Annotated in this window: 21 protein-coding genes; 10 read left to right on the top strand and 11 right to left on the bottom strand. The window is 71.7% G+C overall.

Annotation, left to right across the window (positions count from 1 at the left end; translation table 11 throughout):
* Positions 1-92: 92 nt before the first annotated feature.
* Both V1460_RS26330 and V1460_RS26325 read right to left on the bottom strand, forming a co-directional pair.
* On the bottom strand, positions 93-1,157 hold the full coding sequence (locus V1460_RS26330) for an acyl-CoA dehydrogenase family protein (RefSeq protein WP_338676097.1): 1,065 nt from the start codon (positions 1,155-1,157) through the stop codon (positions 93-95).
* Between the two features lie 44 nt (positions 1,158-1,201).
* The gene (locus tag V1460_RS26325; protein ID WP_338676096.1) at positions 1,202-2,362 is read right to left on the bottom strand and encodes an acyl-CoA dehydrogenase family protein; all 1,161 of its coding nucleotides are present in this window, start codon (positions 2,360-2,362) and stop codon (positions 1,202-1,204) included.
* A 103-nt stretch (positions 2,363-2,465) separates the two neighbouring features.
* Here V1460_RS26325 and V1460_RS26320 point away from each other — a divergent pair, with 103 nt between their 5' ends.
* From V1460_RS26320 to V1460_RS26300, 5 genes are all read left to right on the top strand, one after another.
* Positions 2,466-3,254, top strand: coding sequence for an SDR family oxidoreductase (locus V1460_RS26320; RefSeq protein ID WP_338676095.1), 789 nt, complete (start codon positions 2,466-2,468; stop codon positions 3,252-3,254).
* An 11-nt stretch (positions 3,255-3,265) separates the two neighbouring features.
* Positions 3,266-3,880, top strand: coding sequence for a TetR/AcrR family transcriptional regulator (locus V1460_RS26315; RefSeq protein WP_338676094.1), 615 nt, complete (start codon positions 3,266-3,268; stop codon positions 3,878-3,880).
* 20 nt (positions 3,881-3,900) lie between these two features.
* Positions 3,901-5,058: an acetyl-CoA C-acetyltransferase gene (locus V1460_RS26310; RefSeq protein ID WP_338676093.1), complete on the top strand. Its 1,158-nt coding sequence runs from the start codon at positions 3,901-3,903 to the stop codon at positions 5,056-5,058.
* 241 nt (positions 5,059-5,299) lie between these two features.
* The gene (locus tag V1460_RS26305; RefSeq protein ID WP_338676092.1) at positions 5,300-5,503 is read left to right on the top strand and encodes a cold-shock protein; all 204 of its coding nucleotides are present in this window, start codon (positions 5,300-5,302) and stop codon (positions 5,501-5,503) included.
* Positions 5,504-5,615: 112 nt separating this feature from the next.
* Complete coding sequence (locus V1460_RS26300; protein ID WP_338676091.1) at positions 5,616-7,325, top strand: DEAD/DEAH box helicase; 1,710 nt, start codon at positions 5,616-5,618, stop codon at positions 7,323-7,325.
* Positions 7,326-7,424: 99 nt separating this feature from the next.
* On the opposite strand, the gene V1460_RS26295 is transcribed toward V1460_RS26300, so the two are convergent.
* From V1460_RS26295 to V1460_RS26280, 4 genes are read right to left on the bottom strand one after another with little or no spacing between them, the layout of a single operon-like run.
* Positions 7,425-8,492 carry a nitronate monooxygenase gene (locus V1460_RS26295; RefSeq protein ID WP_338678207.1) on the bottom strand — a complete coding sequence of 356 codons (1,068 nt, stop codon included), beginning with the start codon at positions 8,490-8,492 and terminating at the stop codon, positions 7,425-7,427.
* Between the two features lie 8 nt (positions 8,493-8,500).
* Positions 8,501-9,253, bottom strand: coding sequence for a CoA-transferase (locus V1460_RS26290; protein WP_338676090.1), 753 nt, complete (start codon positions 9,251-9,253; stop codon positions 8,501-8,503).
* Entirely contained in the window at positions 9,253-10,101 is an 849-nt protein-coding gene (locus V1460_RS26285; protein WP_338676089.1) for a CoA-transferase, read from the bottom strand. Before V1460_RS26285 ends, V1460_RS26290 begins: the two co-directional genes overlap by 1 nt.
* On the bottom strand, positions 10,094-10,858 hold the full coding sequence (locus tag V1460_RS26280; protein WP_338676088.1) for an enoyl-CoA hydratase family protein: 765 nt from the start codon (positions 10,856-10,858) through the stop codon (positions 10,094-10,096). Before V1460_RS26280 ends, V1460_RS26285 begins: the two co-directional genes overlap by 8 nt.
* A 67-nt stretch (positions 10,859-10,925) precedes the next feature.
* Between V1460_RS26280 and V1460_RS26275 the strand changes: the two genes are divergently transcribed.
* The 5 genes from V1460_RS26275 to V1460_RS26255 all read left to right on the top strand — a co-directional run bounded on the left by V1460_RS26275 (position 10,926) and on the right by V1460_RS26255 (position 14,364).
* Positions 10,926-11,690, top strand: coding sequence for an SDR family oxidoreductase (locus tag V1460_RS26275; RefSeq protein WP_338676087.1), 765 nt, complete (start codon positions 10,926-10,928; stop codon positions 11,688-11,690).
* A 1-nt stretch (position 11,691) separates the two neighbouring features.
* The gene (locus V1460_RS26270) at positions 11,692-12,633 is read left to right on the top strand and encodes an SDR family oxidoreductase (RefSeq protein ID WP_338676086.1); all 942 of its coding nucleotides are present in this window, start codon (positions 11,692-11,694) and stop codon (positions 12,631-12,633) included.
* Positions 12,634-12,729: 96 nt separating this feature from the next.
* Positions 12,730-13,128, top strand: coding sequence for a DUF6234 family protein (locus V1460_RS26265; protein WP_338676085.1), 399 nt, complete (start codon positions 12,730-12,732; stop codon positions 13,126-13,128).
* A gap of 63 nt (positions 13,129-13,191) precedes the next feature.
* Positions 13,192-13,581: a ribonuclease domain-containing protein gene (locus V1460_RS26260; RefSeq protein WP_338676084.1), complete on the top strand. Its 390-nt coding sequence runs from the start codon at positions 13,192-13,194 to the stop codon at positions 13,579-13,581.
* A 471-nt stretch (positions 13,582-14,052) separates the two neighbouring features.
* Positions 14,053-14,364: a hypothetical protein gene (locus V1460_RS26255; protein ID WP_338676083.1), complete on the top strand. Its 312-nt coding sequence runs from the start codon at positions 14,053-14,055 to the stop codon at positions 14,362-14,364.
* Here the strand turns inward: V1460_RS26255 and V1460_RS26250 are convergent.
* Genes V1460_RS26250 through V1460_RS26230 form a run of 5 tightly spaced genes read right to left on the bottom strand, consistent with a single transcriptional unit; the run spans position 14,309 to position 18,653 of the window.
* Positions 14,309-15,070 carry a GntR family transcriptional regulator gene (locus tag V1460_RS26250; protein ID WP_338676082.1) on the bottom strand — a complete coding sequence of 254 codons (762 nt, stop codon included), beginning with the start codon at positions 15,068-15,070 and terminating at the stop codon, positions 14,309-14,311. The genes V1460_RS26255 and V1460_RS26250 overlap by 56 nt on opposite strands.
* 13 nt (positions 15,071-15,083) lie before the next feature.
* Positions 15,084-15,743, bottom strand: a complete 660-nt coding sequence (locus tag V1460_RS26245) for an HAD family phosphatase (RefSeq protein WP_338676081.1) — start codon at positions 15,741-15,743, stop codon at positions 15,084-15,086.
* Positions 15,740-16,840 (bottom strand): ABC transporter ATP-binding protein, encoded by a 1,101-nt coding sequence (locus V1460_RS26240; RefSeq protein ID WP_338676080.1) that lies wholly within the window; start codon positions 16,838-16,840, stop codon positions 15,740-15,742. The genes V1460_RS26245 and V1460_RS26240 overlap by 4 nt, the downstream gene beginning before the upstream one ends.
* A complete protein-coding gene (locus V1460_RS26235; RefSeq protein WP_338676079.1) occupies positions 16,840-17,727 on the bottom strand; it encodes an ABC transporter permease subunit in 888 nt (295 codons plus the stop codon). Before V1460_RS26235 ends, V1460_RS26240 begins: the two co-directional genes overlap by 1 nt.
* Positions 17,715-18,653, bottom strand: a complete 939-nt coding sequence (locus tag V1460_RS26230) for an ABC transporter permease subunit (RefSeq protein WP_338676078.1) — start codon at positions 18,651-18,653, stop codon at positions 17,715-17,717. Before V1460_RS26230 ends, V1460_RS26235 begins: the two co-directional genes overlap by 13 nt.
* Between the last annotated feature and the right edge of the window lie 4 nt (positions 18,654-18,657).

Raw genomic sequence — 18,657 nt, 5'->3', positions numbered from 1 at the left:
TGCGCCCCCAGCCGCAGCCTCCAGTCCACCGTCGCCCCGGTCAGGCGCTGTTGCCCTCGCACACGACGAGAGGCACGCGTGCGGAGCCCCGCTCATCCGGCGGCGCGGTCGGTGCCCGGGCCCAGGTCGCCCCCGGGCGCTGGGTCCGATCGGCCGGGTGAGGGTCGGCCGGACAGCACAGCCGCCCGGCACTGGGACGGCGTCCCCCAGGCGTCCCGCAGCGGGCGCGCCTTGCGCAGCCACCACGACAGGTCGAGCTCCTCGGTGTAACCGACCGCGCCGTGCACCTGGAGTGCGGTGCGGGCCGCCGCGTAGGCGGCTTCGCCCGCCGCGACCTTCGCCGCCGCGATGTCGGCGGGGGTCATGGTCAGCGCCGCGCCGAACAGCAGAGGCCGCGCGAACTCCAGCGCGATCAACGTATCCGCCAACCGGTGCTTGACGGCCTGGAAGGAGCCGATGGCGACGCCGAACTGGGTGCGCTGCCCGGCGTACGCGACCGTACGGTCCAGCAGCGCCAGCCCGACGCCCAGGCTCTGCGCCGCCGTGGCCAGCCGTGCCCAGCTCTCCGCGGCCCGCGCGGCGCGCGCCACGTCAGGTCCCGCGGCCAGGATCTCGCCGCCGACGGGGGCCTCGGTCAGCCGGCGCGCCGGATCGGTGGAGGCGCGTGCCGGACCGTGGGGCCCGGACGCGAGGCGCAGCCGTGCGGCGGTCTCGTGCTCGCCCAGGTCTGCCACGAGCACGAGCTCGGCCGCGTCCCCGTCCAGGACGAACGGGTCCGAGCCCGCTATCCGCAGGGTCGCCGCCACCTCGCCCGAAGCGATCCCCGGGAGCAGCCGCTTCGCGGGTGCCGGGTCGCCGAGTCCGGCGAGCAGCACGGCGGTGGCGGCCGTCTCCACAAGGGGCCCCGGCAGCGCGTGGCGACCCAGCTCCACGAAGGCGAGTGCCAGTTCGACGGGGCGCTGCCCGAGTCCGTCGTAGAGCTCGGGTACGGCCAGCGCGAAGACCCCGGCCCCGCCCAGGCGGGTCCACAGGGCGCGACCCGGGGCCGGGTCGCCGGCGGCCCAGGCACGTGCCACCGACGGTGTGTCCGCCGCTGTCAGCAGGGCGTCCAGCGAGCGGGTGAACGCCTGTTGTTCACCGGTCGGCAGGAACTTCACGGGGGCGTCTCCTTCGCGTGCGGCGGCCGGGGCGGTCCGGGAAGTCAGCGGCGTCCTCTGGGCAGGCCGAGCAGTCGTTCCGCGATGATGTCCCGCTGGATCTCGTTCGTACCGGCGTAGATCGGCCCGGCGAGCGCGAAGACATGGCCCTCTGCCCAGCCGCTGCCCGGCTCGTCGGCCAACGCGCCTTCCCCGCCAAGCAGATCGAGCGCGGTCTCGTGCAGCGCGATGTCGTACTCGGACCAGAACACCTTGTTCACACTCGCCTCGGCGCCGATCGTGGCACCCGCGGCGAACCGGGAGGCGTGCCCGTGGGTGAACAGCTGGTAGGCGCGGGCGCCGATCACCGCGTCCGCGACGCGGTCGCGCATCGCCGTGTCGTCGGGGTCGCCGACCGAGTGCCACAGCTCCACCAGCCTGTCCGCGGTGGCGAGGAAGCGTCCGGGGGAGCGCAGGGTGAGGCCGCGTTCGTTGCCGGTGGCGGACATGGCGATGCGCCAGCCCTCGCCTGGCGCGCCGATCACGTCCTCGTCCGGTACGAACACCTCGTCCAGGAACACCTCGGCGAATGCGGGCTTGCCGTCGAGGCGCCCGATCGGGCGGACGGTGACGCCTGGTGCCCGCAGGTCGAACATCAGATAGGTCAGCCCCCGGTGCGGCGGCCCCGTGTCCGTCACGGGGGCGGAACGGAAGATGCCGAAGGCCCGGTCCGCGAACGCGGCGCGCGACGACCAGGTCTTCTGGCCCGACAGCAGCCAGCCGCCGTCCGCGCGTACGGCGCGAGAGCGCAGCGACGCCAGGTCGGAACCGGCGTCGGGCTCCGACCAGGCCTGCGCCCAGACCACCTCACCACTCGCCATGGCGGGCAGCACCCGTGCCCGCTGCTCATCGGTGCCATGGGCGAAGAGGGTGGGCGCGAGCAGGTTGATCCCGTTCTGCGAGACCCGGCCCGGCGCACCCGCCGCGTAGTACTCCTCCTCGAACGCGAGCCAGCCGAAGATGTCGGCGCCACGGCCGCCGTGGACCTCAGGCCAGGACACCACCGACCAGCGGCCGGCGTGCAGCGTCGCCTCCCATTCCCGGTGCGCGGCGAAGCCCTCCGCCGTCTCCAGGGAAGGCAGGGGGCGGGCGGGGACGTGGGAGCGCAGCCAGTCGCGGGCGAGCGTCCTCAAGGCGGTCTCGTCTTCCGAAGGGGTCAGATCCATGAGAAGTCCGCTTCCGTCCACGGCGTCGAAGACGCCGATTCGAGTACATCGCCGGCAGACGAGGCCGTTCCCTAACAAGTGTTTGGTAGGTTAACGTGCTGATGTGACGGACAACAAGGCTCAGTACGTTCCGGGGCACGCCCTGCTGGCCGGGCGCAGCGCCGTCATCACCGCCGCCGCCGGAGCCGGGATCGGCGGGGCCACCGCCCGCCGCTTCCTGGAGGAAGGCGCGCGGGTCCTGATCAGCGATGCCCACGCACGCAGACTTAAGGAGACCGAGGAGGCGCTCGTCGGGGAGTTCGGGGCGGAGGCGGTCTCCTCACTGCCCTGCGACGTCACCGACGAGGCCGCCGTGCAGGCCCTGGTCGGGGAGGCGGTGCGGCTGCACGGGGGCCTCGATCTCGTCGTCAACAACGCGGGCCTCGGCGGGACCGCACCGCTCGTGGACATGGCGGACGAGCAGTGGACGCGGGTCCTGGACGTGACGCTCACCGGCACCTTCCGCTGTACGCGCGCTGCCCTGCGCGCCTTCCGTGACGGGGGGCGGGGCGGGGTGGTGGTCAACAACGCCTCAGTCGTCGGCTGGCGCGCCCAGACCGGCCAGGCCCACTACGCCGCCGCCAAGGCCGGTGTCATGGCCCTGACCCGGTGCGCGGCGCTCGAAGCCGCCGCATACGGCGTCCGGGTCAACGCCGTCGCGCCGAGCCTCGCCATGCATCCGCACTTGGTGAAGGTCACCTCGTCCGAGTTGCTCACCGAGCTCACCGGGAAGGAGGCATTCGGCCGGTACGCCGAACCCTGGGAGGTCGCCAACGTGATCGTCTTCCTGGCCAGCGGCTACTCGTCGTACATGACCGGTGAGACGGTCTCGGTGAGCTCCCAGCGCGCATGAACAATGGACAGGTGCCTACCGCAAAGAAGAAGACCCAGGTGACCGCCTCTCCCGCCAGGCGCCGCGAACTGCTCGACACCGCCGCCGAGGTGTTCGCGGCCCAGGGATACAACGCCACCACCGTCCGCCGGATCGCCGACGAGGCCGGGATGCTCGCGGGCAGCCTGTACTACCACTTCGACTCGAAGGAGTCGATGCTGGACGAGATCCTCTCCACCTTCCTCGATGAGCTCTGGGCCGGATACGACGCCGTGCTCGGCGCCGGTCTCGGGCCCCGGGAGACCATCGAGGCCCTGGTCACCGAGTCCTTCCGGGAGATCGACCGGCACCGCGCCGCCGTCGCGATCTACCAGAAGGAGTCGAAGCACCTCTCCGCGCAGCCGCGTTTCCGCTATCTCGGAGACTCCCAGCGGAAGTTCGAGAAGGCATGGCTGGGGACCCTGGAGCGCGGGGTCAGGACCGGAGTGTTCCGCGACGACCTGGACATCAGGCTCACCTACCGGTTCGTCCGCGACACGGTGTGGGTCGCGGCGTCCTGGTATCGACCGGGCGGTGGGCACAGCCCGGACGAAATCGCCCGCCAGTACCTGTCGATGGTGCTGGACGGGGTTTCCGTACGCCCCTGACGACCCGAGGAGCAGCAGCCATGGCCGAGGCCTACATCGTCGAAGCGGTCCGCACCCCGGTGGGGCGGCGCAGGGGAGGCCTCGCGGCCGTGCACCCCGCCGACCTGGGCGCACATGTCCTCACGGCCCTGGTCGCCCGCTCGGGGATGGACCCGGCAGCCGTGGAGGACGTGGTCTTCGGCTGCCTGGACACGGTCGGCCCGCAGGCCGGGGATATCGCCCGCACCTGCTGGCTGGCGGCCGGCCTGCCGGAGGAGGTGCCCGGTGTGACCGTCGACCGCCAGTGCGGCTCATCCCAGCAGGCCGTGCACTTCGCCGCCCAGGCGGTGCTGTCAGGGACGCAGGACCTGGTGGTCGCGGGCGGGGTGCAGAACATGTCGCAGATACCGATCGCCTTCGCCTCCCGCCAGGCCGGGGAACCGCTGGGCCTCACGGAAGGTCCCTTCCACGGCTCGAAGGGCTGGCGGGAACGCTACGGCGACGCGCCCGTCAACCAGTTCCACGGCGCCGAACTCATCGCACGTCACTGGGGTGTCTCGCGCGGCGACATGGAGGAGTACGCCCTGCGCTCCCACCAGCGCGCGCTCCGCGCGATCGACACGGGCCGCTTCGAGCGCGAGACGGTCCCGTACGGCGAGGTGAGCGTGGACGAGGGCCCCCGGCGTGACACCTCGCTGGAGAAGATGGCCGCCCTCCGGCCCGTGGTGGACGGCGGCACCATCACCGCCGCCTGCTCCTCCCAGGTCTCGGACGGTGCGGCGGCGATGCTGCTCGCGAGTGAGCGGGCGGTACGCGCACACGGACTGACCCCGCGAGCCCGGGTCCACCATCTCTCCGTACGCGGGGAGGACCCCATCCGCATGCTCTCGGCACCGATCCCGGCGACCGCCCACGCGCTCGGCAGGTCAGGACTGTCCATCGACGACATCGACCTCGTGGAGATCAACGAGGCCTTCGCCCCCGTTGTGCTCGCTTGGCTCAAAGAGACCGGAGCAGATCCGGCCCGTGTCAACGTCAACGGCGGGGCCATCGCGCTCGGGCATCCGCTGGGTGCGACAGGGGTCAGGCTGATGACGACGCTGCTGCACGAGTTGGAGCGCACGGGCGGTAGGTATGGGCTCCAGACCATGTGCGAGGGCGGTGGCCAGGCGAATGTGACGATCATCGAGCGGCTGTGACGGGCCGTGCGGCTCCCGATGCGGCGGGGTGGGCCGTGCCGCTGTCCGCGATCGCCATGGTTTCGGCGGGTCGCGGCCGTGATGGCACAGGATTCAGAGGACGGGTGTGCTAGTCTGCGATCGTTGCAGTTGTGGTACCCATGAACGTTATGTGCGCCTGACGGGAAATGTTCGTCGGGCGCATTTTTGTTTTCCGGAGTTTTCCGGATGGGGCTGCTCGACCTGATCAGGAGAAAAAGTTATGGCCACCGGCACCGTGAAGTGGTTCAACTCGGAAAAGGGCTTCGGTTTCATCGCGCAGGACGGCGGCGGCCCCGACGTCTTCGCCCACTACTCGAACATCGCCACCTCGGGCTTCCGTGAGCTCCAGGAGGGCCAGAAGGTCACCTTCGACCTCACCCAGGGCCAGAAGGGCCCGCAGGCGGAGAACATCCTCCCCGCCTGACATCAGCGCGCCCAGGCCCTGCACAGCAGGGTCCGGCTCGCAGCCGGGACCCGCGCCGCCACGGCGCGGGTCCCGGTTTGTGCTGTCCATGAGGTCCAGGAAGGCAATCCCGATGACTCGTACCGAACGCCCCGGTGCCGGCCAGGCACGCAGGGGCCCGTCGCAATCCCGTGGCAGGGCAGCCGCGAGGACTTCCGGGAAGCCGTCCGCGAGGACCTCCCCGAAATCCTCCGCACGTGGCACCCTGCCCACCGGGGAGTTCACCCTCCCCGAGACCGTCACCCCCGCGCTGCCCCCCGTCCAGGCGTTCGGTGACCTCGACATGCCGGCGGCCCTGCTGAAGACGCTTGCCGCCCAGGGCGTGACCGCCCCGTTCCCCATCCAGGCGGCAACCCTGCCGAACTCCCTCGCCGGCCGCGACCTCCTCGGCCGTGGGCGGACCGGATCAGGCAAGACCCTCTCCTTCGGCCTGGCACTGCTCGCGCGCACCGCCGGCCGGCGTGCCGAGCCCGGCGCGCCGCTCGCTCTGGTGCTCGTGCCCACACGTGAACTCGCCCAGCAGGTCACCGACGCCCTCACGCCGTACGCGACCGCCGTCAATCTGCGGCTGACGACGGTGGTCGGCGGTATGTCGATCACCAAGCAGGCGGGCTCGCTGCGCAGGGGCGCCGAGGTGCTGGTGGCCACCCCCGGGCGGCTGAAGGACCTCATCGAGCGCGGCGACTGCCGACTGGACCAGGTCGCGATCACCGTGTTGGACGAGGCCGACCAGATGGCCGACATGGGCTTCCTGCCGCAGGTCACCGCGCTGCTGAAGCAGGTCGAACCGGGCGGTCAGCGGATGCTGTTCTCGGCCACCCTGGACCGCAACATCGACCGGCTGGTCAAGCAGTTCCTCAGCGACCCCGTGGTGCACTCGGTGGATCCGTCAGCGGGCGCGGTCACCACCATGGACCACCACGTCCTGTACATCGCCGACGAGACGGACAAGAAGGCGGTCACCACGCGCATAGCCGCTCGTGACGGCCGGGTCATCCTCTTCCTGGACACCAAGCGGTCCGTGGACCGGCTGGTGAAGCGGCTGCTCGCCAGCGGAGTACGCGCGGCCGGCTTGCACGGGGGCCGCTCGCAGCCGCAGCGCAACCGCACCCTCGACCATTTCAAGAGCGGTCATGTCACGGCACTGGTCGCGACCAACGTGGCGGCCCGCGGCATCCACGTGGACGACCTCGACCTCGTCGTGAACGTCGACCCGCCGACCGACCACAAGGACTACCTGCACCGGGGCGGGCGCACCGCCCGCGCCGGTGAGTCGGGCAGCGTCGTGACGCTGGTGCTTCCGGAGCAGAAGCGGGAGATGACCCGGCTGATGGCGGACGCCGGGATCAGCCCGCGGACCGCCAGGGTGAAGTCCAGTGACGAGGAACTCGCGCGGCTGACCGGCGCCCGCGAGCCGTCCGGTGTCGCGGTCACCATCGACGTACCGCAGCCGCCCCAGCAGCCGTCGGCCGAGTCGACCCGGCCGAAGCGCAGGCGCGCCCGGAGCGGCGGCGCCCGTGGCCAGTCGGCGGGGAGCACTCAGGGGAGCGGCTCCACCCGTGGCCAGGGGAATGGCGGCACCCGCGCCCAGGCGGGCAGCGGTCAGGCGGGCCGTGGCCAGGGGAGTGGTTCCAGCCGCGCCCAGGCCGGCGGCGGTCAGTCCGGGCGCGGCCGTCCGGGGCGCGCCGACGGCGCTCACGCCCAGGGCCGGAGCCGCGCGTCCGGCACCACCCGGAGCGGTGGCGCCGGCGGAGGCGGCGGCAGGCGGCCCGCGGCCAGGTGACTCGTCCTCCGGTGAACCGGCCGTACGCAGGTCGCCCGCTCCACGGGGCGCGGGACCCGCGGAACCGGTTCACCGGATCGCCGTCGCGCGGTTCCGGCGTCATCCGGGAGCCGGAGGTCCGCAGGTCCGGCCGAGCGCGCCCAGCACCTGGGCCGCCTCCTCCATCACCCGGTCCACCAGCTCCGCGCAGCTCGGCAGGTCCTCGATCACCCCTGCCACCTGGCCCGAAGCCATCACCCCGAGGTCGGTGCGGCCCTCCACCATGGCCGCTCTCAGCAACATCGGGGTGTTCGCGGCGAGCAGGACCTGGCCCCATGTCAGATCCTTGCCGTGCCGCATCGCGCGTCCGTCACGCAACATCGCGGCCCAGGACAGCCCGGAGAGCCGGCGGAATCCGGCGGCTCGGCGGACTGCATGCAGCAGGGTGCGGGCGCGGCCGTACCGCTCAAGCGCGGCGACGAGGTCGGTGCGGAGCATCCGGTGCGGGAGCCCGTCCACGGCGGTCGTCACGGTGACGTCCCTGACGGTGGCCGCCAGATAGCGGGCCTTGACGGCGTCCGGGACGGTCGAGTCGGATGTGAGCAGGAAACGCGTCCCCATGGCGATGCCCGCAGCCCCGTACGCCAGCGCCGCCACCAGGCCCCGCCCGTCGTGGAAGCCGCCCGCCGCGATCACCGGGATGTCGACGGCGTCCACCACCTGGGGGAGCAGCACGGTGGTGGCGACGTCGCCGGTGTGGCCGCCGCCTTCACCGCCTTGGACGACCACCGCGTCCGCGCCCCAGGCGGCGACTTTCTCGGCGTGGCGGCGGGCTCCGACGGACGGGATCACCACCACGCCCGCGTCCTTGAGTTCGGTGATGAGTTCCCGTGACGGGGCGAGGGCGAACGAGGCGACACGTACGCCCTCGTCCACGACGATCCGCACCCGCTCCCGGGCGTCCCCCGCGTCCGCGCGCAGATTGACTCCGAACGGCGCGTCCGTACGGGACTTGACCTCGCGTACCGCCCGCCGGAGCTGCTCCGCGGTCATGGTCGCGGACGCCAGGATGCCCAGCGCCCCGGCGTGGGCCGTCGCCGACACCAGGCGGGGGCCCGCGACCCAGCCCATACCGGTCTGGACGACGGGGTGCTCGACCCCGACCAGCCGGGTGAACGCCGTCTCGATCCGGCGCATCAGCCGCGAACCTCGCGCTCACGGGCGCCGGCCGGGTCGATGACCTCGCGGATCAGCCGCAGTTCCGCCGCGGTCGGTTCACGGGTGTGCGGCACGTCGTCGGCGGTGGCGAGCGGGAAGCCGGTGGCCTCCTGGACTTGTTCCACGGTCACTCCGGGGTGCACGGACACCAGCCGCATCGAGTGGTCCGGGGTGTCGAAGTCGAAGACGCCGAGATCGGACACGACACGGGGGATGCGGTGGAACCGGGTCGCCGAGTCGCCTGCCGCGGCGGCGTTGTCGTAGCCGACGCCGCTGACCATGTCGACTTTCTCGACGAAGACCCGCCGCGAATGCCGGGAGACCCAGTAACTCACTGGATTGTTGAGGGTGTTCACAGGGGCGCCGCGTACTCCCAGCAGCTGCCTGGCCGGGCGCGACCAGTCGCCGATGCAGGAGATGTTCTGATTGCCGTACCGGTCGATCTGGCTGGCGCCCATCATCACATGGCGTCTGCCGCCGGTGACCATGGTCAGATGGCGGCGGTAGGGCAGCCAGCCCTCGACCGTGCCGTCGAGGCCGACGAGCATGGCCTCGCCATCGGTCAGCAGCAGATCGGGGGAGAAGGTGTGGCGGGCGAGGCGGGCGCCGATTCCGGGGATCAGGCCCATCGGACTGGCCAGCACCTCGCCGTCGCCGCGCCAGGCGTCGGCGCAGGCGACCACGCAGAAGTCCGCCCTGGTGGCCGGTGCAAGGGTTGTCGGACCGGTCATCACTGCTCCTCGCGCCAGGCGCGTACCGCCGACTGGTAGGCCTGTTCGTCGGGGCCGGACAGGAATCGCTCGGCGAAGCCGTCCCAGGGGGTGTCGGCGTACAGCTTCTGGAAGGACTCGTCACGTCCGTAGTCGGGGACGCAGGAGGTGAAGTGGGCGCCGTGTGGGGTCTCCACGACACCGGTGACGCTGTGGCGGCCGACCAACAGGGACTGCGGCGCGGCGTCCTTGGCCAACTCGGCTGTGTCCAGCAGCTGTTCACAGGAGACGTATGCTTCGTCCGCTGCCTCGCAGAAGAGGTCGTCGAAGTACGGGTCCGGGCCCAGGTACTGGCCGTTGCCGATCCGATCGGCCCGGTTCATGTGCACCAGCGCCACATCCAGCCGCAGCGCGGGCACCGCGACGAGTTCCTCGCCGTCCTCGTACGGCGAGGTGATGGTCCGCAGTTCGGGGTTGACCCGCAGCACGTCCGAGCCGAGGCCCGCGCGCACCGGAAGGAAGGGCAGCCGGTTCACGGCCGCCTGCAGGCCCCACATGAACATGGCCTCGTCCAGCTCCGTCATCCGCAGGGTGCCGCCCTCGCGGGCAGCCCTGAAGTGCGGTTCGAGTGGGATCGAGTCCAGCGTCGCGAAGGGCGCGACAAGTCGGCGGATTCGGCCGGCGGCTGCCAGCAGGCCGACATCGGGTCCGCCGTACGAGACGACCGTCAGATCGGTGATCGAGGACCGGAGCAGTGCTCTGACCAGGGCCATCGGCTTGCGTCGGGAACCCCAGCCGCCGATGCCGACCGTCATTCCGCTGCTCAGCCGGGAGGCCACCTCGTCCGGCGTCATGGTCTTGTCAGTCACGCCCCCGTCCCCCTTCTTCTTCCTTCCCGAACGTGTCCCGCACCCGCGCGGCCGTCCCACTGAGGCCCGCCTCGAAGGTGAAACCCTGCTCGAAGCGATAGCTGCGGCGCACATCCACGGGGTCGATGCCGTTGATGGCGGCCTTGGCCAGTCGGAGCAGCCTGCCGTCCTTACGGGCGATCTCGCGTGCCAGCTCCGAGGCCGCGTCCGGCAGTTCCCCGCGGGGCACGACCCGCCACACCGAGCCGTGCGCCATCAGCTCGGCTGCGCTCACCGTGCGCGAGGTGTAGTACAGCGTCCGCATCAGATGCTGCGGCACCAGCCGCGCGAGATGCGTTGCGGCGCCGAGCGCGCCGCGGTCCAGCTCCGGCAGCCCGAAGACGGCGTCATCGGAGGCGACGATCGCGTCGGCGTTGCCCACCAACCCGATCCCGCCGCCGAGGCAGAAGCCGTGGACGGCGGCCACCACCGGCACCTCGCACTCGTAGACCGCCGCGAACGCCTCGTGGCAGCCGCGGTTGGCGCCGATCAGGGCCTCGTGCCCGGTGTCGCGCTGCAACTCCTTGATGTCCACGCCCGCGTTGAAGCCGCGTCCCTCGGCGGCCAGCACCACGCAGCGGATCTCCGGGTCGCGGCCCGCCGCCCGCACGGCGTCCGCGAGGTCGTACCAGCCCTGCACGGGGAAGGCGTTGACGGGCGGGAAATCGATCGTGACGACGGATATGCCCTTCTCGGGGCTTGCGGTGGAGACACCCATGAGCCGATCAGCTACCTTTCCACCAAACGTTTGTTAGGTGACTGCCCAGTGAGGAAGGTAGCAGCCGATGGAGCTGGACGGGAGGGTCACCGTCGTCACCGGCGGCACCCGGGGTGTCGGGGCGGGCATCGCGCGCGCCTTCCTCGCCGCGGGTGCCGAAGTCGTCGTCTGCGCCCGCAGACCACCGCAGTCCGCCCTCGAAGCCGCCGGACGTTCGGCCCACTTCGAGCCCGTGGATGTGCGGGACGCCACCTCGGCGCGCGACTTGGTCGATCGGGTGGTGCGCAGATACGGGAGGCTGGACACCCTGGTCAACAACGCGGGCGGGTCGCCCTACCGGTTGCTGGGTGACGCGGACCCCGCACGGCACGCACGGGTGCTGGAGCTGAATCTGGTGGGTCCGCTGGCCGTGTCGCTCGCCGCCTATGAGCAACTGCGTCTGGCGTGCGGCTCGGTCGTGATGATCGGCAGCGTGAGCGGCGCCCGCCCTTCGCCCGGCACGGCCGCCTACGGTGCGGCCAAGGCGGGGCTGGAGAACCTCGCACGCTCGATGGCGGTGGAGTGGGCCCCGCGGGTCCGGGTGAACACCCTGGTGCTGGGGATGGTCCGCACCGAGCAGGCGCCACTGCACTACGGCGACGAGGCGGGAGTGGCGGCTGTGGGCCGCACGGTGCCGCTGGGGCGGCTGGCCGAGCCGGACGAGGTCGGCGATGCGGCGGTCTTCCTCGCCTCGCCGCGCGCGGCCTATGTGAGCGGGGCGTCGCTGCTGGTGCACGGAGGCGGGGAGCGTCCGGCGTTTCTGGACGCGGCAACGGCCAACAAGGAGGTTTGAGATGAGCAGCGCCACACCGGGTGGGACACCCGGCATCTGCGCGGGCAGGGTCGTCATCGTGACAGGCGCCGGACGGGGGCTGGGCCGTGCGCACGCGCGCGCCTTCGCCGCCGAGGGCGCGAGAGTCGTGGTGAACGACCTCGGCACCGGACCCGACGGGTCGGGCGCATCCGCCTCACCGGCCGATGAGGTCGTCGCGGAGATCAGGGCGAGCGGCGGGGAGGCGGTCGCCCATGCCGCCGACATCACCACGGGCGAGGGTGCCCGCTCGCTGGTGGCCACCGCGCTGGACTCGTTCGGCCGTCTGGACACCCTCGTGAACAACGCCGGTTTCCTTCGGGACCGCATGCTCGTCAACCTGGACGGCGAGGACTGGGACGCGGTGCTGCGAGTGCACTTGCGGGGCCACTTCCTGCCGTTGAAGTACGCGGCCGCCCACTGGCGTACCGAGGCGAAGGCGGGACGCGAACCCCAGGCCCGGATCGTCAACACCTCCAGCGGAGCCGGGTTGCTGGGATCGGTCGGACAGGGCGGCTACAGCGCGGCGAAGGCGGGCATCGTCGGGCTCACCCTCGTCGCCGCGGAGGAACTCGCACCGTATGGGGTCCGGGTCAACGCGATCGCCCCGGCCGCCCGGACCCGGATGACCGAGCGGACCTTCGCCGTGACGATGGCCACCCCGGACGACCCGGCCGCGTTCGACGCGATGGCACCGGAGAACGTCTCGCCGCTGGTCGTCTGGCTCGGCTCGGCGGACAGCGAGGGGGTGACGGGGCGGGTGTTCGAGGCCGAGGCGGGACGCATCACGGTCATGGAGGGCTGGCGGCCGGGTCCCACGGCCGACAAGGGCGCCCGCTGGAGCCCCGCGGAGGCGGGCCTGGCGGCCCGAAAGCTCCTGGAGGCCGCCGAACCGCCACTGCCGGTGTACGGGGCGCGGGGTTAGGGCGGCGGCCCGCTGCCGGTGACGGGCGGGTGTGCTCAGTGCGCATGAGTACGGGTACTCATGCGCGCCACCTGCCGTCGTGATCAAGCTGGCAGGATGAGTGAACGTTCCATTAACCGCGATCCGCAGCAGGACGAGCAGAAGTCATCCGGGTTCGCCGCGTACGCGCTGGTGATCCTGGAGCTGGCGGGTCTGCTGCTGACATACGGAGCCTGGGCGCGGTCGGGGCTGAGCTTCGGCTCGGTGGGGCGCGCGAATCCGGCGGGGCCCTGCCTCGGAGTGGTGGGTGTGCTGTTGATGGTTGCTCTCGCACTGTGCGCCTATGGCACCTGGGCGCACAAACGTGCCCTGGTACGTGGACAGTTGGTCATGGCCGGACTGCTGATGCTGGTGTTGCTCGGAGGTGCGGCCGTTCAGGACGACGGCGGCCGTCAGCCGGTTTCGGCGGGATGTCATCCGTATGAACATCCAGAGGTGGCTGATTCGTGTAGGTGAGATGCACAGGAACTCCCCACGATTGTCATTGACGCGTCAATTTCTACGCGCGTCAATGGAGTCATGCGAATCCCCCCACGATTCACCCTGTTCGGCGCCGCCGCCCTTGTGTCCACGCTGCTCGTCGGCGGCTCGATCGCGGCCCCCGCAAGCGCCGCCACCGCATCGTACGTAGGCCAGATCTGCTACTCCGAACTGCCGTCGCAGGCCCATGACACCCTCGAACTCATCGATGAGGGCGGTCCGTTCCCCTACTCCCAGGACGGCACGGTCTTCTCCAACCGCGAAGGCATCCTCCCGTCGGAGTGGCAGGGCTACTACCACGAGTACACCGTCGAGACGCCCGGCTCCTCCACGCGTGGCGCCCGCCGCATCGTCACCGGTGACGCGTCGCAGGACTACTACACCGCCGACCACTACGCGTCCTTCGACCTCGTCGACCACGGCTGCTGACCGCCGCCGCTTCCCCCACCCCCACCACCGTGCCGTCGGCCCCTTCGGGCCGGCGGCACGGCCGTGTCCGCAGGGGCCGGAATCGCTCGTCGCCCGCCCGAGGGGGAGGAGTGGCGCGGTCGGTCCGCCGGGACTTGGCACTGTCCACCGTGCCGTAACCCCGGTGTCACCGCCGACCGGGAGGCTCCCGGTGGTCAAGAAGTTGTCTGCGTCCTGGCAATGAGGACGATTCCTGGCCTAAGGGCTGTCCCGTAATCCCCGGCGGGCGCGCGACGACAGCTACGGCCCCCGCTGCGTTGTCGAATCGCCCGAATACACCCAGTATGCGGGCGACCCTCCGCCTTGCGTTGCACCGCACCTGACGCCGCGCTCTGATCCACCGCGGATTACGGGACAGCCCTTATTCGCCGTCTACGTCCATGCCGCCGAGGAGAGCGGCGGCGCGGCACTCGCGCCTGAGCGGAGGCGACCATGTTGCGAGGACTCACCACGGTCAGTTTCCAGGCAGCCGATCCGATCGCAGCCAAGGCCTGGTACACCGAACTGCTGGGCAAGGGGCCGTACTTCGAGCGCCCCGGGTACGCCGAGTTCCGTCTGTCCATGGGTGGGAAAGTCTACGAGCGGTTGACGGAGCGGGGCCCGGGGTTCGTGACCGCCTCCGTGGTCGACCCCTTCGGCAACGTCCTGGGCATCATGTACAACGCGCACTACCTGGAGATGCCGGAACTCAACCGCCGAGCTTGCGTCCCAGCGCGCTCGCCGATGTCGAGCTCTGCATCGTGAACGCCACCGTCCCCGGCAGATAGCGGTCCTGGGACCACTCCACGGGCGAGCCGGACGGATCCGTCGAATGCCGCCGCTCCCGCAGCAGGGACTCGCCCTGGCGGCAGCCCAGCAGCTCCGCGTCGTCATCGTCCGCGGGCACCAGGTCGATCGTGTGCCTGGCGTCCGCGAACAGGACGCCGTGGAACTCCAGTTCCTCCGAGTGCGACACAGTGTCCGACGGCATGTCGGCAACCAGTTCCCCGATGCGCTCCGGATACGTCGTCCGCTCCACCATCACCGGAGTGCCCGAGAGAGTACGCAGTCGGCGCACCCGGAAGACGAACGCACCCTGTGGCAGGATGAGTTGCTCCGCCTCCTCCGGGGCCGCCGGAACCCGGTCCAGCGTCACCACACGGCCGCCCGGCTCCTCTCCCAGCGAGCGCGCCCAGCGGGTGAACGAGCGCAGCTCGCCGAAACTGTGCAGCAGCGGGCCGCCGGTCGGCAGCACGACCCGGCGCGCGCCGCGCCTTGAGGTGATCAGGCCGTCGGTGCGCAGGGCGGCGAGCGCCTGGCGGACCGTACCCCTGGAAACGCCGTACCGGCGGACAAGCGCGTCCTCCGCGGGCAACTTCGCTCCGGAGCCGTACTCGCCCGCCGTGATGGCGGCGCGCAGGTCGGCGGCGACCTTCAGATACAGCGGCGTCCCGGTCCGTCGTTCGCTCACGCGCACACCCATGTCACGCCGTCGGAACCGGTGGCACCAGCGACCTCAGCAACTCCGGGTCCACCTCGGTCAACGAGCGCACCAGGGTGACGTTGCCGGTCGCGGTGAGCGGTTCGACGGACGGTACCGCGAGCACCCGGCAACCCGCCGCGACGGCCGATGCCACACCCGTCGGACTGTCCTCGACCGCGACACACCGACGCGGGTCCGCGCCGAGCGCGGCGGCGGCCGCCAGATAGGGGTCCGGCGCCGGTTTGGTACGCGCGGTGTCCTCCGCGCCGAACAGTGCGTCGAAGCGATGCCCGTCCAGAGTTCTGGCGACCTGCTCCACCACAGCTCGCGGTGATGCCGACACCAGGGCCGTGGGCACCCGTCGGGCGCGTAGCGCGGCGAGCAGCCGCAGCGCACCAGGGCGGGGGGCGGCGGCCACCGCGAGCCGGGCGGCGAAGTCCGCGCCCAGTTCCGCGGCGAGTTCCTCCTCCGCCGTGCCCAGCCAGGTGTGCAGCACGGCAGCCGTGTCGTCCACCGAGCGGCCGGTCACGGCCGAGCGCCGCGCCGGGTCCAGTGAGCGCCCGCGGCGTACCACCGCCGTCTCGACCACGTCGAGCCAGACCTCCTCGGAGTCGACGAGGGTTCCGTCCATGTCGAACAGCACCGCGTGCAGGCCGCTCACCCCTGCCCGCCCTCCCCGCCCCGGGAGACGGCACTCCGCGAGGCGACCAGCACGGGCCGCTGCTGCGGGCTCACGGTCACGGCCGTGCCCGGGACCAGTCCGGCCACCGTATGCGTGGGTACGTCCGCCTTGACGGACGTGCCGTCGGCCAGCGTGACGCGGACCCGCGTGGTGGGGCCGTGGAAGGCGGTTCCGGCCACCCGGGCCGTACCGTCCGCGTCCGCCGCGACGTCGAGCGACTCAGGCCGGACCAGCGCCTGGACCTCACCGGGGTCGGGCGCGTCCCCTTCCACCGGCAGCCGGACGCCGAGCAGCTCCACCAGGCCGCCGTCGACGGCGCGTGCGGGAATCCGGTTCATGGTGCCGATGAAACCGGCGACGAAGCCGGTGGCGGGTCGGGCGTACAACTCGGTCGGCGTGGCGCACTGTTCCAGCCGACCCTGGTTCATCACGGCGACCCGGTCGGCCATCGACAGGGCCTCCTCCTGGTCGTGGGTGACGAACACGGTGGTGATGCCCAGTTCGAGCTGCAGCCTGCGGATCTCCTCCCGCAGGGCCACCCGCACCTGCGCGTCGAGTGCCGACAGCGGTTCGTCGAGCAGCAGCAGCCGGGGCCGCAGCGCCAGCGCGCGCGCCAGTGCAACACGCTGCTGCTGACCGCCGGACATCTGGTGCGGGTAGCGCCCTCCGTGACCGGGCAGTCCGACCAGCTCCAGCAGCTCGGCGGCACGCGCCCGGCGCTCGGCGCCCCCGACCTTGCGCATCCGCAGCCCGAAGGCCACGTTGTCGGCGGCCGTCAGATGCGGGAAGAGGCTGTACGACTGGAACACCATCGCCGTGTCACGGCGGTTGGCGGGCACCGGCACGATGTCCTCGCCGTCCAGCAGCACCTGACCGCGGTCGGGCTGCTCGAAACCGGCGAGCACCCGCAGCGCGGTGGTCTTTCCGCAGCCGGATGGGCCGAGCAGGGCGAGCAGCTCGCCGGGTGCCACGTCCAGGTCGAGCCCGTCGAGGGCGACGGTGGGGCCGAACGCACGGCGCAGTCCGCGCATCCGGAGAGCGGCGCCGGTACGCACCGGTGTGTCGAGCGTGGGCATCAGGAGGTCTTTCCTTCGGCGGTGGACGCCGCAGTGGAAGCGGCGGGGGGCATGGCAGCGGGCGTGTACGAGGCGCCGGGCCCGCTGCGGCGGTTGCCCAGCACGGTCAGGGCCAGCAGCAGCGCCCAGGTCAGCAGCAGACTCAGCAGCGAGACGGCCACCGAGAGCCGCGCGTCGGAACCGGACGCCTGCACGATCCATACCGCGAACGGCTGGAACCCCAGCAGCGAGGCGACCGTGAACTCGCCCAGCACCAGCGCGAGCGTGAGGAACGAGGCGTTCAGCAGAGCGCCGCGCAGGTTGGGCAGAACCGCCGAGACCAGCGCACGCGGCCAGGAAGCGCCGCAGTCGCGGGCCGCCTCCACCAGGGTGCGCACATCGACGGACCGCAGCCCCGCGTCCAGCGCCCGGTAGACGAACGGGAGCGCCATGACGGCGTACGCGAGCACCAGGACGAGGGGGAAGTCCGGGTTCTGCACGGCCACGAACGTCTGGTAAAGCGGGGTCGTGGACAGCTTCTCGGGTCCCCAGCGCAACACGGTACCGAGACCTGCGGTCAGCGCCACGGGCGGGACCACCAGCGGCAGGGTGCACATCACTTCGAGTACCGGGCGCAGCCGTGGCGCCGACAGCCGGGCCGCGACCGCGGCGGGCACGGTGACCAGCAGCACCAGGGCCACGGTGGCAGTCGCGAGCCCCAGCGAGAGCAGCAGGCTGCCGGTGAAGCCGGGCGCGGCGACGATCCGCGAGTACGAGGACAGGGTGAGGCCCTGGCCCGGTACGTCCAGGGTGAAGACCGCCGATGCGAGCAGCGGCACCAGGAAGTACATCCCGGCGGCCAGCAGGACGGCCCCGCGCCAGGGACGGACGGCGTTCAGGCGAGCCAACGGGTGCTCCTCCGCTGAAGGGGCAGATGGACGGCCATCACCAGCGCGGCGACCAGGACCATGTCGAGGCTGAGCGCGAGAGCCACGTTCTCCTGCCCGACGAGGACGTTCCCGGACAGCGCGTCCGCGATCTGGAGGGTGACGAGCGGCACCGAACTGCCCACCATCGCCGCAGCGGTGGCGTAGGCCGCGAAGGCGCTGCCGAAGAGCAGTACGAAGCCGCCCAGCAGCGTCGGCAGCAGCACCGGTACCCCGACATGCCGCCAGTACTGGCCCGCGGAGGCGCCGCAGTCACGCGCGGCTTCCCGCCACTGGGTGCGCAGCCCGTCGAGCGCTGGCGCGACGGTCAGCACCATCAGGGGCACCAGGAAGTACAGATAGGTCAGGGCCAGTCCCCAGAAGCCGTACAGCGACCAGCCGTACTCATCGAGTCCGAGCCGGGTGGTGAGCACGCCCGCGTTGCCGAGCGTGGCGACGAAGGCGAAGGCGAGCGGCACACCGCCGAAGTTGGCGAGCACACCGGACGCGGTGAGCACCGCCTCGCGCAGCGCCCTGCCGCGCGAGGTGACGACGGCCTGGGCGAGCAGCAGCCCGAAGAGCGTTCCGGCGGCGGCGGTGAGCGCGGACAGCCTGACACTGCCGAGCAGGGCGGTGCGGTAGGCGCCGTCGGCCGACGCGACCACATGGTCCAGTCCGTAGCCGGTGGGGAGGCCGGTGGACGGGTCGGTGACAGTGAGGGCGCCGTCGGCCATGGCCAGTGCGGGCAGCCCGAAAGCGACGGCGACGAGCAGCAGCAGTGGTAGCGCGGACAGCCAGGCCGGCGGCCTGAGCCTGCGGGGAAGCGAGCCCCGGCGGGGGCCCGCGCCCACGCCGCCGGCCGGTGCGGTGCCGGCCGGGGCATGGGCGGGGGAGTTCAGCAAGGTCATCGAC

Source organism: Streptomyces sp. SCSIO 30461, from assembly GCF_037023745.1.
In the GTDB taxonomy this organism is placed as follows: domain Bacteria; phylum Actinomycetota; class Actinomycetes; order Streptomycetales; family Streptomycetaceae; genus Streptomyces.
The sequence above is the reverse complement of the archived record's forward strand: the minus strand, read 5'-3'. Positions and strand labels throughout refer to the sequence as shown.